This is a genomic window from Pseudomonas sp. I8001, from assembly GCF_013385345.1.
Classification (GTDB): Bacteria; Pseudomonadota; Gammaproteobacteria; order Pseudomonadales; family Pseudomonadaceae; genus Aquipseudomonas.
The window spans coordinates 1-13,107 of record NZ_JACAQC010000058.1 but is presented as its reverse complement, the minus strand read 5'-3'; the positions used below and the strand labels follow the sequence as shown (position 1 = coordinate 13,107).

Genomic DNA, 13,107 nt, shown 5'->3' with positions numbered 1-13,107 from the left:
CTCCATAGGTCTTCAGGATCGTTCCCAACCCATTCACGAGGCTTCAACGGATGAGAATCCTCGGCATTCTTTGCCTGCTACTGACCCTTAACGGCTGCAGCTCCTTATTGTTCTATCCGGAGCGCGGCATGCCGTTCACCCCGGAAAAGGCTCGCCTGCAATACCGTGACGTCACATTGACCACCGCCGATGGCCTGAAGCTCCACGCCTGGTGGCTGCCGGCCAAGGCTGGCGTGCCGCTCAAGGGCACGGTGCTGCACCTGCACGGCAATGGCGGCAATCTCGCCTGGCACCTCGGCGGCAGCTGGTGGCTGCCGGAGCAGGGCTATCAAGTGCTGTTGGTGGACTATCGCGGCTACGGGTTGTCCGAAGGCGAACCTTCGCTGCCGGCGGTTTACCAGGACATCGACGCCGCTTTCAAGTGGATCGACAACGCCCCCGAAACCCAGGGCCAGCCACTGATCGTGCTCGGCCAAAGCCTGGGCGGCGCGCTAGTGGTGCACTACCTGGCGGAACATCCCGAACGTCAGCCGCAGCTCAAGGCGCTGGTACTGGACGGTGTGCCGGCCAGTTATCGTGACGTAGGACAATTCGCCCTCAGCACCTCCTGGCTAACATGGCCGTTCCAGGTGCCGTTGTCGTGGCTGGTGCCGGACGGCGACAGTGCGATCAACGCCATGCCCCGGCTGACCGGCGTGCCGAAATTGTTATTCCATAGCCTGGATGACCCGATCGTGCCGCTCTCCAACGGCATTCGTCTGTATCAGGCTGCGCCGCCACCGCGGGTGCTGCAACTGACCCGGGGTGGCCACGTGCAAACCTTTGCCGACAAGACCTGGCAAACCGTGATGCTGCGCTACCTGGACGACCCCCAGCATTTCAACGGGCTGCGCCGCCTGGGGGAAATCCCCAATTACCCGGCGGCCCCGAACTCCAACGCAGAGAACCCGCAATGAGCGAAGAACGCAACATGATCCCCCTGATCCTCACCGGCATCGGCACCATCATCGGTACCGTTGGCTGCCTGTGGTACTACGGCTATTTGCACTTCGCCAAGCCCGAGGATGCGTTGCTGCTCAGCGACTTCACCATGCTCAAGACCGTGCCGGGCGAGGACTACAAAATCTCCCTGACCCCGGCCGCCCAGGTGGCGCAATGCGTTGATGGCGTGCTGGTGCTGTTTGATACCGAACAGAAAGGGCTGACCGGCGTACTGGTCAACAGCAAGAAGCAGGCAGTGCGTTGCATGGGGCAGGAAACGCCGCAATTGGAGCAGTAGCGCGAGCCAAGTGGGAAAGGTCTGGAACCATTTTAAGTGGATTACCACAGATTCCGTACTGGCCAGCAGCGCTGGATCGGTTATCTCGGATACTTAATTTGGAGTCACTTGAATGGACATTCCTCGCGTAAATAACTCGTCTTCCCCATTCACTGCCGGTGCGGGGGGAGGTGATTCGCGACTTCAGCAATTGGAACAAGAGATTCAGAAGTTGAAGAACCAGATCGCCCAAGGAGGCGGTGGTGCACAGGGCGCGCAGGGCGAAGAAAGCCTTGAGGAAAGGCTCAAGAGGCTCGAGGCGGAGCTGGCCCAACTCAATGGGCAGGCGGCTCCGGAGCAGGATAACTCGGCGCCAGTAAGCTACTGACCCGATGCTCTTGAAGCGCACTGGGACCTCTTGATTCCTGGCCTGCAAATAAAAGAATCCCGCCATTTGGCGGGATTTTTCATGCGGCCTCAAACGATCATGCAGCGACGGAGCGGGCGGCGTGGTGTGCGGGCTGGGCCCTCCGGTGCAGTCGTAGTTGATGATGGAAATATCTGGAACCGTATTGCGTAACGCACCACAGAAGCGATGTGATTTACACGAGTCGGGGCGAGAAGGTGGCGATAGATATTGCTGCAATAAGCAACATGGTGAACATGCTCAGGGGGCACGAGAAGCTGGAAATGCTCGACGCCGAGGATCATAAGCTCAAGCACTTGCTCGACAAGCTGTCGGAACATGGCTACGGCGGGAAGATAGAGCTACCAGCCGAGGATCCCAACCGACCTGTCCGGTACGACGACCCGAAAAAAAACCCACAGTAACGTGGGTTTTTTTTCCAGCATCAATCGATCAGTTGGCCATCGAAGAACGTGGCTTGACCGGCTGGTTGTCGTTGGAGATGGTCACTTCAACGCGGCGGTTCATGGCGCGGCCCGAAACGCTGCCGTTATCGGCAACCGGGTATTCCTTGCCATAGCCCTGGGTCACGATGCGCGAGATATCCACACCCTGGTTGGCCAGTGCGCGCTGTACGGAAGCGGCGCGGCGCTCGGACAGGCTCTGGTTGTACGAGTCGGAACCGGTGCTGTCGGTGTAGCCTTCGACGATCACTTTACGGTCCGGGTTATCGCGCAGGAACTGCGCCAGCTTGGTGATGTTCACCAGGCCGCTGGACTTGAGGTCTGACTTGTTGGTGGCGAACAGCACGTCACCAAAGGTCACCAGTGTGCCGCGATCAGTCTGCTTGGCGTTCAAGCTGTCTTGCAGTTGCTTGATCTGCGCGTCACGGGCCTGCAGCAGGGCGCGGGCACGTTCGTCACCGGCGTTTTTCAGCTTGGCTTCGGACTCACGCAGGACGATGGTGTCCTTGGCCACTTCAACGCGCTGGTTGGTCAGGTAGGCCAGTTGGTCGACCTTCTTCTGGTCTTCCTTGTCGCGGTAGGCTTTGTCAGCCTTGTCCAGCCAGTCGCTGGCGTCTTTGGTTTCCAGCGCCGCTACCTTGGTGGCTTGCGGGTTGGCTTGCAGGGCCGAGAAGTTGGTCCGAGCGTTTTCCAGGTTCTGGTTCGGCGGGGTGGAGCAAGCCGCCAGAGCAACGCTCATCGCCAGCAGGGCAGGGATCATCAATTGTTTACGCATAGTCGTGTCGTCCTTTCAATTCGGTTTCGGGTGCAATGCAATCAGGGGCGGCGGCTTATTGTTGCGGCTGGATCACAGCCGGGCGCATGCCTTCCTGACGCAGCTCCTGAACAGCTTTCTGGGAATCCTTCACAGCCTGTTCGGCCTTGGCAGCCTGGGCTTTACGCTCTGCTACGCGAGCGTCCCACTCGGACTGTTCGGCCAGGCGACGGGCTTCGTCGTAGTTCTTGTCGTGCATGGCGATTTCAGCTTGCTTCAGTTTGTCCTGGGCAGACTTCATCTCCACGGCTGCGAACTCGGTACCGCCGGCGCTGACAGCGCTGTTCACCGCAGATTGGGTAACAGCGTATTGCTCGGTCGGCGGGTTGCCGGCGCAGCCAGCCAGTACGAAGCTGGTGCCGATTGCCAGCGCGGCCAATTTAAGCCCGCGCAGGTGGTTAAACGAGGTTTTGGCAGTGCTGGTCTTCATCGTCTTCAACTCCATTAGGTAACTCCTGAAAAACATCAAATCCATCTCCGGCTTGCAGTGTCTGCGGGGCCCGGCGGTTAGCTCAGGACGCCTATTCAAACGGCTGTTCCAAGTGATGGCTTACTGGCTGTGACCGGAGGCTTTTTTGAATAGTTCAGCGAAGATGGCGATTTGCCTAAAAAAATATTTGACTGAACGGTCAGCGTTTAAAAGTTGGAACTTTTGCATGGCGCAGCGGTATCCAGGGCCTGTGGGAGGCCCTGGATACGGGAGGTTAAGGGTTTTGAGGCGCAGGTTTACTAGTGTTTCTGCTTGTCGGACTGAGCTGACAAATCGTGCAGGTAACGCCGTGACAGGCTGAGAAAACGTGGGGTTGGGCCGACATCCTCATACAGCGGATCGCCTTCCTCATCGGTCGCAATCACCTGCTTGCCCTTGATGTAGGGAAAGCTCGCTTCCAGCTCTTCGAGGGCTGCGCCAATCAACTCGCCGAGCAGTTCTTCGGTATGGCGTTTGGGGTACATCTCGGAGATCGCCGCCAGCCTGGCGGCGGCTTCCACGTCCAGATGGATGGCGTATTCGGTTTTGGTCAGGCGACCCTTGGCGTTTTCTTCCCAATGCTGGGCCAGTTCTCGGATTTTCATGGCAACCTCAATGGAGCCCACGGTACGCGGGCGATGATGAGTGACCAGCCGGCCAGCGCGGATAACGCTGCGGCTTACTGTTGAGACTAGCTGCAACTCACAAGGTTTAAAGTTCCTTGTAAGACGTCGCCGTGGGCGGCACTCTTGAAGATCAAAGCGTCCCGGATTTTCTGCTGGAGATTGGCTGATGAGCGATATCGATGCACGTTTGCGTGAGGATGTTCACCTGCTGGGTGAACTGTTGGGCAACACGATTCGAGAACAGTACGGCGATGAATTCCTCGACAAGATCGAGCAGATCCGTAAAGGCGCCAAGGCCGACCGCCGTGGCGCAGCCTCGGAGCAGGTGGCCGGCGAAGAGCTGAGTGCCAGCCTCAATCAACTCAAGGAAGACGAACTGCTGCCGGTGGCGCGGGCCTTCAACCAGTTTCTCAACCTGGCCAATATCGCCGAACAGTATCAGTTGATCCACCGCCGTGATGAATCAACCCCGGCGCCGTTCGAGTCGCGGGTGCTGCCGGAACTGCTGGCGCGCCTGCAGAGTGAAGGCCACAGCAGCGAATCCCTGGCGCGCCAGTTGGGCCGGCTGGAAATCGAACTGGTGCTCACCGCCCACCCCACCGAAGTTGCCCGCCGCACCCTGATCCAGAAATACGACGCCATCGCCGCACAACTGGCCCTGCAGGATCACCGCGACCTCACCACCGCCGAGCGCGAGCAGATCCGCAATCGCCTGCAACGCCTGATCGCCGAAGCCTGGCACACCGAAGAAATCCGCCGCACCCGGCCCACGCCGGTAGACGAAGCCAAATGGGGCTTTGCGGTGATCGAGCATTCGTTGTGGCACGCCATCCCGAATTATTTGCGCAAGGCCGATCACGCCTTGCACGCGGCTACCGGCCTGCGCCTGCCTCTGGAGGCCGCGCCGATTCGCTTCGCTTCCTGGATGGGCGGCGACCGCGACGGTAACCCCAACGTCACCGCCCCGGTCACCCGCGAAGTGCTGTTGCTGGCGCGCTGGATGGCGGCTGACCTGTACTTGCGCGACATCGACCACCTCGCCTCCGAACTGTCGATGCAACAGGCCAGCCCGGCATTGCAGGCCAAGGTGGGTGACAGCGTCGAACCTTACCGGGCGTTGCTCAAGCAATTGCGTGAGCGGCTGCGCGCCACACGCCAATGGGCCCACACCTCGTTGACCACCACCACGCCGGCGCCTGCCGACGTGCTGCAAAACAACCGCGAGCTGCTCGAGCCGCTGGAGTTGTGCTACGAGTCGCTGCACACCTGCGGCATGGGCGTGATTGCCGACGGCCCGCTGCTGGATTGCTTGCGTCGGGCGGTCACGTTCGGGCTGTTCCTGGTGCGCCTCGACGTACGCCAGGATTCCACCCGCCACTGCGCGGCCATGACCGAAATCACCGACTACCTGGGCCTTGGCCGGTACGAGGATTGGGACGAAGAGGCGCGCATCAGCTTCCTGATGAAGGAACTGGCCAACCGTCGACCCTTGTTGCCGGGCTACTTCAAGCCTTCGGCAGACACCGCCGAAGTGCTGAACACCTGTAAGGAAATCGCTGCCGCACCGGCTGCGTCCCTGGGTTCCTACGTCATCTCCATGGCCGGCGCCGCGTCGGACGTGTTGGCCGTGCAACTGCTGCTCAAGGAGTCCGGCGTACAACGGCCGATGCGTGTGGTGCCGTTGTTCGAGACCCTGGCTGACCTGGACAACGCAGGCCCGGTGATCGAGAAACTGCTGCTGTTGCCGGGTTATCGCGCCCGCCTGCAGGGCCCGCAGGAAGTGATGATCGGCTACTCGGATTCGGCCAAGGACGCGGGCACTACCGCCGCCGCCTGGGCGCAATACCGGGCCCAGGAACGGCTGGTGGAAATCTGCCGCGAACAACAAGTCGAACTGCTGCTGTTCCACGGTCGTGGCGGCACTGTAGGCCGCGGCGGCGGCCCGGCTCACGCGGCGATTCTGTCGCAGCCTCCGGGGTCGGTGGCGGGGCGTTTCCGCACCACTGAGCAGGGCGAGATGATCCGCTTCAAGTTCGGCCTGCCGGACATCGCCGAGCAGAATCTCAACCTGTACCTGGCGGCGGTGCTGGAGGCGACCTTGCTGCCACCGCCACCACCGGAACCGGCCTGGCGTCACTTGATGGACGAATTGGCCGCCGACGGTGTCAGTGCTTACCGCGCCGTGGTGCGGGAAAATCCGCAATTCGTCGAGTATTTCCGCCAGTCGACCCCGGAGCAGGAACTGGGTCGCTTGCCCCTGGGTAGTCGTCCGGCCAAGCGCCGGGCTGGTGGCATTGAAAGCCTGCGGGCGATCCCGTGGATCTTCGGCTGGACCCAGACACGCCTGATGCTGCCCGCCTGGCTCGGCTGGGAAGCGGCGTTGAACAATGCCCTGGAGCGGGGCGAAGGCGAGTTGCTGGGGCAGATGCGCGAGCAGTGGCCGTTCTTCCGTACGCGCATCGATATGCTGGAAATGGTGCTGGCCAAGGCCGACGCCGACATCGCCCGGCTGTATGACGAGCGATTGGTGCAGCCCGATCTGCTGCCATTGGGCGCGCACTTACGCGACCTATTGTCGCAGGCGTGCAGTGTGGTGCTTGGCCTGACTGGCCAGTCTCAGCTGCTGGCCCACAGCCCCGATACGCTTGAGTTCATCCGCCTGCGCAACACCTACCTGGACCCGTTGCACCTGCTGCAGGCCGAATTGCTGGCCCGATCGCGACAACAGGAAGCGGCACAGGACAGCCCTCTGGAACAGGCGCTGCTGGTGTCTGTGGCCGGTATTGCCGCTGGTTTGCGCAACACCGGCTGACATTTATGGCGTGTTCTCAATAGCTTGCAGATACCCCGCGCCGGTCGCCGTAAAATTGGCGACCGGCGTTTTGCTGTCAGGGTTGTACCTGCTTGTAAAGCCAGCGCGGCGCGGGTTTCTCCTACTTTCGGCGGCTTGTGTGGTTTGGGCCTGCTGTGTATCTTGATCAGCCTTTGGCCGTTTGTGCGGCCTGGACCCAAAATTTCCGAGATTGGCCCCACGCGGCGAATCCGAGCGTCATCTCTATAAAAAATTGAGGAGCACATCGATGCGCGTCATTCTGCTGGGAGCTCCCGGGGCCGGTAAAGGTACTCAGGCAAAGTTCATCACTGAAAAATTCGGCATTCCACAAATCTCCACCGGCGACATGCTGCGTGCGGCCGTCAAAGCCGGCACCGAGCTGGGCCTGATCGCCAAGAGCGTGATGGACAGCGGCGGCCTGGTCTCCGATGACCTGATCATCAACCTGGTCAAGGAACGCATCAGCCAGGAAGACTGCAAGAACGGTTTCCTGTTCGACGGCTTCCCGCGCACCATTCCCCAGGCTGAAGCCCTGGTGAAGGCCGGCGTCGAGCTGGACAACGTGGTGGAAATCGCCGTTGAAGACGAAGAGATCGTGCAGCGTATTGCCGGTCGTCGTGTTCACGAGGCCTCGGGCCGCGTCTACCACATCGTCTACAACCCGCCGAAAGTCGCGGGCAAGGACGATGTTACCGGCGAAGACCTGGTACAGCGTAAGGACGACACCGAAGAGACCGTGCGTCATCGCCTGTCGGTCTACCATTCCCAGACCAAGCCGCTGGTGGACTTCTACCAGAAACTCTCGGCCGCCCAGGGCAAGCCGAAGTACAGCCACATCGAAGGTGTGGGTTCGGTTGAAGCCATCACTGGCAAAGTACTGGAAGCGCTGATCTGATCGTTCATCCGCTTGATTGACAACGGCCCGCTTGCGGGCCGTTGTTGTTTATACTGACGCACTTTTTTTCAACGTGGATGCATACACCGATGAGCACCTTGCTGGCCCTGGACACCGCGACTGAAGCTTGCTCCGTTGCCCTGCTGCACGATGGCAAGGTTACGAGCCACTACGAGGTGATCCCGCGCCTGCACGCGCAGAAGCTGTTGCCGATGATCAAGCAATTGCTGCTGGACGCGGGCACCACCTTGTCGGCGGTGGACGCCATCGCATTCGGGCGCGGCCCGGGTGCGTTCACCGGTGTGCGCATCGCTATTGGTGTGGTCCAGGGCCTGGCGTTTGCGCTGGAGCGTCCGGTGTTGCCGGTGTCCAACCTGGCGGTGCTGGCGCAGCGCGCGTTTCGCGAACACGGCGCCAACCAGGTCGCGGCGGCCATCGATGCGCGCATGGATGAAGTGTATTGGGGCTGCTACCGCGAAACCGCTGGCGAGATGCGCCTGGTGGGGGCTGAAGCTGTGCTGTCGCCTGAAACGGCGGCCTTGCCGGCTGATGCCAGCGGCGACTGGTTCGGTGCCGGCACCGGCTGGGGCTACGGCGAGCGCATTGGCGTGACGCTTGCCGGCCAGGATGCCGGGATGCTGCCCCACGCCGAAGACCTGCTGGCCCTGGCACGCTTTGCCTGGGAGCGAGGCGAGGCGATTCCGGCGGACCAGGCGGCGCCCGTGTACCTGCGGGATAAAGTGGCGCAGACCAAGGCTGAACGCGGGATTATTTGACGTCAAAAGTGCGGGCAATTTCAGACAAAAATAGCCAATCGTCAGAATTTGCCCGCGCTTTTAAACCTTTTACCAATTATGTGTTCTAGTTATCACCAGAGCATTTGCGCGCCATGGAAAGCGCCACTAAAATGCCATCACCGATACCGAGTTCGCATGTATGCGCATAGACGGCTTTTCATCACAGTCCTACCCCCTCAAGCGCAAGCCTCGCAAGGCGAACGTGACGGTAGACGACTCCGTCGAAGACTCGCCCGATTTTGTTGAAATCCAGTCTGACAACACTGCTGTTTCAACCCGTTCCCAGGGTTCCGGCGGTGCACGCACCAGCGGCGTTCCTGCCCGCCAGCAAGACATGATCTTCCCGCGCTCCATGAGCAAAAACGTCGCCAATGCCCTGGCCAGCTACCTGACCACTGCCGGCTTTGTCGAATGGGATATGGAAGTGCTGGGCCTCGATATCCATATCTGATGCTGTTGCCTTACTACCTCGGTTGTCCGTCCTGGAGTGAAAACGCCTGGCGCGAATACCTGTATCCCGCCGACGCCCGCTCCAGCGATTACCTTGCCCTGTATTCCCAGGTCTTCAACGCCGTCGAGGGCAACACCACGTTCTACGCCCGTCCTTCCGTCGCTACCGTGCAGCGCTGGGCTGAAATCATGCCCGAGCATTTTCGCTTCACGGCCAAGTTTCCGGGGGATATCAGCCACAGCGGCAACCTGATCGAGCAGTTGCCGGCGGCGAAAAGTTTCCTGGGGTTGATGAGCCCGTTGGGCGAGCGTATTTCGCCGTTGTGGCTGCAGCTGCCGGCCAGTTTTACCCCGCAGCGCCTGGGTGAGTTGGCCGGGTTTATCGACGGGCTGGAGCGACCGTTGGCGGTGGAGGTGCGTCACTCGGAATTTTTCGCCAAGGGCGATGCCGAGCGCAGTCTCAACCGCTTGCTGCGCGACCGCGGAGTCGAGCGCATCTGCCTGGACCCGCGTGCGTTGTTCAGTTGCACCTCCACCTCGGCAGCCGTGCTGCACGCCCAATCGAAAAAGCCCAAGGTGCCGCCTCGCCCGGCGGCGCTGACGCAGTTTCCGCAAGTGCGCTTTATCGGCCATCCGGAGTTGGAAGCCAATGACCCGTTCCTGGTGCCCTGGATTGAAAAGGTCGCCGGCTGGATCGAAGAGGGGCGTACGCCCTACGTGTTTCTTCACACTTCCGACAACCGCCTGGCCGCCCAACTGGCCTTGCGCTTTCATGAGAAATTGATGCTGCGCTTGCCCGGCTTGCCGGCATTGCCCACTCTGCATCGAGAACCCGCAGCGGAGCAACTGGGGTTACTCTAAGGCTCCTTTTCCCGACAGGAGTCAGTCATGGATGCCCAAACCCTTCGCGCCGAAACCTTCAAGGCCCTGCACGAGCGTGACCGCGCGTTCGTGATGCCCAATCCATGGGATGCCGGCTCCGCAAAAATGCTCGCCAGCCTGGGGTTTGAAGCCCTGGCCACCACCAGCGCCGGCTTTGCCTTCAGCCTCGGCCGCCCGGATGCCGAAGGTGCGTTGTCCCTGGAAGACACCTTGGGCAATGCCGGGGCGATCGTCCAGGCGACCTCGCTGCCCGTCGCCGCCGACCTGGAAAACTGCTTCAGTGACACCCCTGAAGGCTGCGCCGAGACTATCCTGCGGGCGGCAGCGACTGGGATTGTCGGTGGCTCCATCGAAGACGCCACCGGAATTGCCGTCGACCCGATCTATCCCTTTGACCTTTCCGTGGAGCGCGTCGAAGCCGCAGTCGCCGCTGCCCGCAGTTTGCCATTCCCCTTCACCCTGACCGCCCGCGCGGAAAACCTCCTGCATGGCCGGCTGGATTTGCCCGACACCATTCGCCGCCTGCAGGCCTACGCCGAAGCTGGCGCCGACGTGCTCTATGCACCGGCCCTGCGCAGTGCCGAGGAAGTATTGGCGGTGGTGAAGGCGGTTGCACCCAAGCCCGTGAATATCTTGATGTCAGGCGCCCTGAAACTCAGCGTGGCGCAGTTGAGCGAGATGGGTGTCAAGCGCATCAGCGTCGGCTCGGCCATGGCCCTGGCGGCTTATGGCGAGTTCTTCAGGGCGGCCCAGGAGGTTCATGAGTTGGGCACGTTTACCTTCACTGAGCGCTCGATGCCGTTCAACCAGGCCAATCAACTGTTCAAGGGCTGAGGCGTGCGTTTCTTCAAGGTGCTGGGCGTGCTGCTGGTGTTGGCAGGTGGTGTGTTGGTTGGCGTGTGGCGGGGCTGGGTGCCGCTGCCCGATGAGTGGAACCCGTGGGCGCCGCTGGACGTGCGGGCAAGCCCGAACCTGCTGACCCGATTCAAGCTTGGGCGTTTGCAGGATGATCCTGCCCTATGTGACCAAGTGCTGAAGACCTCCGGGCTGCGGGTCGCCCATCAGGCGGACAGCCCTGCCGACGCGGCTTGCCCGCTGCGCAATACATTGCGGGTCCAAGGCGCTGATGTCGGCTTGAGCAGCAGCTTTCTCGCCAGTTGCCCGCTGGCCGTGGCGTTCGCCCTGTTCGAGCGCCATAGCCTGCAACCGGCGGCCCAGGCGGTGTTTGGCCAGGCAGTGACGCGGGTCGATCACCTGGGCAGCTTTGCCTGTCGCAACATCTACAACCGCGCCAACGGGCGACTCAGCCAGCATGCGTCGGCCAATGCTTTGGATATCGCCGGGTTTCGCCTGGCGGACGGGCGCACCATCAGTGTGCTCAAGGATTGGCCGGGTGACGGCGAGCGTGCGCGCTTCCTGCGGCAAGTGCGCGACGGCGCCTGCAAGGATTTCAATGTGGTGTTGAGCCCGGATTACAACGCCGCCCACCGTAATCACTTTCATCTGGACATGGGTCGGTGGTGGGTGTGTCGCTGAGGGTCAGGCGGCCAGGCGCAGGTTGTGCAGGATCAGCGGACGCGCCCAGCGGCTGTCGAAATCCAGGGCTTTCTGTTGCTCAACCAGCTCTTCTGCCGGGAACGGTGGCGGTGGTGGTGGCAGCAGGTCCAGTTCGAATTCGGCGATCGGCAAATGCAGCGGGCGTGGTTGCGGCGCGGGACCCGGTTCGGGCAGCGGTTGGCCGGCGGCCAGGACGATCGGGCGCACCCAGGCGCTTTCGAAGTTTTGCTGCTTTTGCTGGGCGACCACTTCTTCCGCCGGGTACGGTGGCGGGGCCGGTGGCAGCAGTTCCAGTTCGAGTTCGGCGATGGGCAGGAACAGCGGCTCGGGCGGGGCGATCTCGGTGTCTGTCACATCACAGGCGCGCTGGGTGACGATCTGCGACAGCAGGTCACTTCCTTCGCTGGGTTCTACCGCCGGGTCCACAGGTTTCGCCACCGACTTGGCGAGCGCGCCCGGCGTGTCGCCGAGCTGTTCGGCCAACGCCTGGGCGAAGAAGTCCTGCCACACATGACTGACGCCGGCCAGCGCTTGGGTATTGCGCAGGCCGAAGTGGTTGTGGGTCGGCAGTACACCGGTGAATAGCGAAGGAATGTCTGACATTTCTCTCGATCGTCGCTCAGCTCTGGCAAAATGCCGGATCCTTTTTTTTATCGGCCGCTTTTTGCCGATCCTTAATATTTTTGAGCGTAGTCACCGATGAGCGAACAACCAGCGGCCAGCCGCATTCGGGTCGAGGCCTTGGCCGAAGGTTTTCAGGCGCGTGCGCAGCACTGGGCCGAGCAGCTGGGGTTGCCTTTGCAACTGGATGAGGCGGACTTTGCCTTGCAGGTGGGGGAGCAGGGGCTGCAGTTGCAACAGCTGGGGCCTGAGGCGCCGGGGCCGGTGCGGGTGGATTTTGTGGAGGGTGGGGCGGCGCACCGGCGTCTGTATGGCGGCGGCAGCGGGCAAATGATTGCCAAGGCGGTGGGTGTGGCGCAGGGCGTGCGGCCCAGGGTGCTGGATGCTACCGCCGGGTTGGGAAAGGATGCATTTGTGTTGGCCAGCCTGGGTTGCGAGATGAGCCTGATTGAACGCCAGCCGTTGATTGGGGCGTTGCTGGAAGATGGCTTGGCGCGAGGTGCAGAGGATTTTGAGGTGGCGCCGATTGTGGCGCGGATGAGGTTGCTCAAGGGCAACTCCATTGAGGTGATGCGCGATTGGGAGGGGGAGCCGCCTCAGGTGATTTATCTGGATCCGATGTTTCCGCATCGGGAGAAGACGGCGTTGGTGAAGAAGGAGATGAGGTTGTTTCGGCCGCTGGTGGGGGATGATCCGGATGCGCCGGCGTTGTTGGCGGCGGCGTTGGCTTTGGCCAGTCATCGGGTGGTGGTCAAGCGGCCGCGTAAGGCGCCTTGTATTGAGGGGGTTAAGCCGAGTCATGCGTTGGATGGGAAGTCCAGTCGGTATGACATTTATCCTAAGAAGGCGCTGAAATCCTGAGGGTTGAGTACATATCCGTTATTTAGGTAACGGCTGCTTATGGTTTCGCTCTTACAGCGGCTCACTTTGGAAAAGCCCCAAAGTAAGCAAAGGGCTCTGCCCCGCCTGTCGGCGCCTCGCTGGGGCTCGGCGTTCCCTCACTCCGGCATTGCTCCGCGGGCCGCCGCGCTGGGC

Annotated in this window: 16 protein-coding genes; 12 read left to right on the top strand and 4 right to left on the bottom strand. The window is 61.4% G+C overall.

Going from position 1 to position 13,107, the window contains the following annotated elements; genetic code table 11:
* Positions 1-50 precede the first annotated feature (50 nt).
* The 4 genes from HX839_RS28770 (at position 51) to HX839_RS28755 (ending at position 2,089) form a co-directional block, all read left to right on the top strand.
* Positions 51-956 (top strand): alpha/beta hydrolase, encoded by a 906-nt coding sequence (locus HX839_RS28770; protein WP_032898691.1) that lies wholly within the window; start codon positions 51-53, stop codon positions 954-956.
* Positions 953-1,279, top strand: coding sequence for a hypothetical protein (locus HX839_RS28765; protein WP_003219233.1), 327 nt, complete (start codon positions 953-955; stop codon positions 1,277-1,279). Before HX839_RS28770 ends, HX839_RS28765 begins: the two co-directional genes overlap by 4 nt.
* Positions 1,280-1,391: 112 nt before the next feature.
* A complete protein-coding gene (locus HX839_RS28760; RefSeq protein WP_177068065.1) occupies positions 1,392-1,646 on the top strand; it encodes a FlxA-like family protein in 255 nt (84 codons plus the stop codon).
* A 209-nt stretch (positions 1,647-1,855) separates the two neighbouring features.
* Positions 1,856-2,089, top strand: a complete 234-nt coding sequence (locus tag HX839_RS28755) for a hypothetical protein (protein WP_003219229.1) — start codon at positions 1,856-1,858, stop codon at positions 2,087-2,089.
* Positions 2,090-2,117: 28 nt separating this feature from the next.
* Here HX839_RS28755 and HX839_RS28750 read toward each other — a convergent pair whose 3' ends face one another.
* The 3 genes from HX839_RS28750 to HX839_RS28740 all read right to left on the bottom strand — a co-directional run bounded on the left by HX839_RS28750 (position 2,118) and on the right by HX839_RS28740 (position 4,016).
* Positions 2,118-2,903 carry an OmpA family protein gene (locus tag HX839_RS28750; protein WP_003219227.1) on the bottom strand — a complete coding sequence of 262 codons (786 nt, stop codon included), beginning with the start codon at positions 2,901-2,903 and terminating at the stop codon, positions 2,118-2,120.
* 55 nt (positions 2,904-2,958) lie between these two features.
* Entirely contained in the window at positions 2,959-3,387 is a 429-nt protein-coding gene (locus tag HX839_RS28745) for a DUF4398 domain-containing protein (protein WP_003219226.1), read from the bottom strand.
* 284 nt (positions 3,388-3,671) lie between these two features.
* On the bottom strand, positions 3,672-4,016 hold the full coding sequence (locus tag HX839_RS28740; protein WP_003219222.1) for a hypothetical protein: 345 nt from the start codon (positions 4,014-4,016) through the stop codon (positions 3,672-3,674).
* 187 nt (positions 4,017-4,203) lie between these two features.
* On the opposite strand from HX839_RS28740, the gene ppc reads away from it, so the two are divergent.
* The 7 genes from ppc to HX839_RS28705 all read left to right on the top strand — a co-directional run bounded on the left by ppc (position 4,204) and on the right by HX839_RS28705 (position 11,430).
* Positions 4,204-6,849, top strand: coding sequence for a phosphoenolpyruvate carboxylase (gene ppc, locus HX839_RS28735; protein ID WP_177068064.1), 2,646 nt, complete (start codon positions 4,204-4,206; stop codon positions 6,847-6,849).
* Between the two features lie 268 nt (positions 6,850-7,117).
* Positions 7,118-7,765 (top strand): adenylate kinase, encoded by a 648-nt coding sequence (adk, locus tag HX839_RS28730; protein ID WP_102368215.1) that lies wholly within the window; start codon positions 7,118-7,120, stop codon positions 7,763-7,765.
* Between the two features lie 89 nt (positions 7,766-7,854).
* Positions 7,855-8,541 (top strand): tRNA (adenosine(37)-N6)-threonylcarbamoyltransferase complex dimerization subunit type 1 TsaB, encoded by a 687-nt coding sequence (gene tsaB, locus HX839_RS28725; protein WP_003219215.1) that lies wholly within the window; start codon positions 7,855-7,857, stop codon positions 8,539-8,541.
* 160 nt (positions 8,542-8,701) lie between these two features.
* Entirely contained in the window at positions 8,702-9,013 is a 312-nt protein-coding gene (locus HX839_RS28720; RefSeq protein WP_003219213.1) for a hypothetical protein, read from the top strand.
* Complete coding sequence (locus tag HX839_RS28715; RefSeq protein WP_087695214.1) at positions 9,013-9,873, top strand: DUF72 domain-containing protein; 861 nt, start codon at positions 9,013-9,015, stop codon at positions 9,871-9,873. The genes HX839_RS28720 and HX839_RS28715 overlap by 1 nt, the downstream gene beginning before the upstream one ends.
* 27 nt (positions 9,874-9,900) lie before the next feature.
* Positions 9,901-10,728, top strand: a complete 828-nt coding sequence (locus HX839_RS28710; protein ID WP_008431093.1) for an oxaloacetate decarboxylase — start codon at positions 9,901-9,903, stop codon at positions 10,726-10,728.
* A gap of 3 nt (positions 10,729-10,731) precedes the next feature.
* The gene (locus HX839_RS28705; RefSeq protein ID WP_087695213.1) at positions 10,732-11,430 is read left to right on the top strand and encodes an extensin family protein; all 699 of its coding nucleotides are present in this window, start codon (positions 10,732-10,734) and stop codon (positions 11,428-11,430) included.
* Positions 11,431-11,433: 3 nt separating this feature from the next.
* Here the strand turns inward: HX839_RS28705 and HX839_RS28700 are convergent, their stop codons facing one another.
* Entirely contained in the window at positions 11,434-12,054 is a 621-nt protein-coding gene (locus HX839_RS28700; RefSeq protein WP_177068063.1) for an energy transducer TonB, read from the bottom strand.
* Between the two features lie 96 nt (positions 12,055-12,150).
* Between HX839_RS28700 and HX839_RS28695 the strand changes: the two genes are divergently transcribed.
* Positions 12,151-12,933 (top strand): class I SAM-dependent methyltransferase, encoded by a 783-nt coding sequence (locus tag HX839_RS28695; protein ID WP_003219204.1) that lies wholly within the window; start codon positions 12,151-12,153, stop codon positions 12,931-12,933.
* Positions 12,934-13,107 lie beyond the last annotated feature (174 nt).